Origin of the sequence: Streptomyces sp. CC224B (assembly GCF_030010595.1) — a bacterium.
Taxonomy (GTDB): Bacteria; Actinomycetota; Actinomycetes; order Streptomycetales; family Streptomycetaceae; genus Streptomyces; species Streptomyces longispororuber.
Window position 1 is genome coordinate 1 of sequence record NZ_JASCXL010000244.1, and the last position, 1148, is coordinate 1148.

1 protein-coding gene is annotated in these 1148 nt (G+C 70.3%); it reads left to right on the top strand.

The genetic code is table 11. The features are described 5' to 3' along the window. Nucleotides 1-48: 48 nt before the first annotated feature. Nucleotides 49-1148, top strand: a 1100-nt coding sequence (locus QK440_RS41165) for a histidine kinase (RefSeq protein WP_282798385.1), incomplete at its 3' end; no start/stop codon positions are given.

Below are 1148 nucleotides of genomic sequence, written 5' to 3' on the forward strand. Positions count from 1 at the left end.
CACCCGCGGTTTGGTCCGTGGGCGGGGTTGGGGTTGCAGGTGGTTGTGGTGGTGGTGTTGGTGGTGCGGCGGGTGTGGCCGTTGGTGGTGTTGGGTGTGGCGACGGTGGCGGCGGTGTTGATGTCGTTGTCGGTGTGGTGGGTGCCGGGGTTGTTGGTGACGTCGGTGGATGGTTCGGGGGTGTGGGTGCCGTTGGCGGCGCCGTTTGCGGCGTATTCGGCGGTGGTGTATTCGTCGCGGCCGCGGGGTGCGTGGGTGTTGACGGGTGTGTTGACGTTGGTGGCGACGCGGTTGTGGGAGGTGTCGTTCGCGGTGGCGGCGTCGGGGGTGTTGTTGACGGCGGTGCCGGCGTTGTTGGGGATGTATGTGGCGGCGCGGCGGGGGTTGATTGCGGCGTTGACGGAGCGGGCGGAGCGGGCGGAGCGGGAGCAGTTTTTGCTGGCGGAGCGGGCGCGGGCGGAGGAGCGGGTGCGGCTTGCGGGGGAGATGCATGATGTGGTGACGCATCGGGTGAGTTTGATGGTGTTGCAGGCGGGGGCGTTGCGGGTGGTGGCGACGGATGAGCGGGTGCGGGCGGAGGCGGAGGGGTTGCGGGCTGCGGGGTGTCAGGCGTTGGAGGAGTTGCGGGATCTGGTGGGGGTGCTCAGGTCGCCGGAGAGTGCGGCGGGTGTGGTGGGCGGGGTGGGTGACGGTGGTGGTGTGGGTGCCGGTGGTTTGGGTCTGGGTGGCGTGAGTGGCGTGAGTGGGGTGGGTGGTGTGGGTGTGGGTGGGGTGTCGGATCTGGGGTTGTCGGTGTTGGTGGAGGAGTCGCGGGCGGTGGGGGTGGTGGTGGAGTTGAGTGAGGTGGGGGACCGGTCGGTGTCCTCGCCGGTGGTGGCGCGGACGGCGTATCGGATCGTGCAGGAGGCGTTGACGAATGTGCGCAAGCACGCGCCGGGGGCCAGGGTGGGGGTGGAGGTGCGTTACGAGGCGGACCGGGTGCGGGTGCGGGTGCGCAACGGTGCGCCGTGCGGGCCGGTGGACCGGGAGCTGGCTTCCAGCGGGTCGGGCACGGGGTTGAAAGGGCTGCGCCAGCGGGTGGAGTTGGTGGGAGGCACCTTCGAGTACGGGCCCCGCCCCGACGGCGGCTTCCACATCGAATCCGTCCT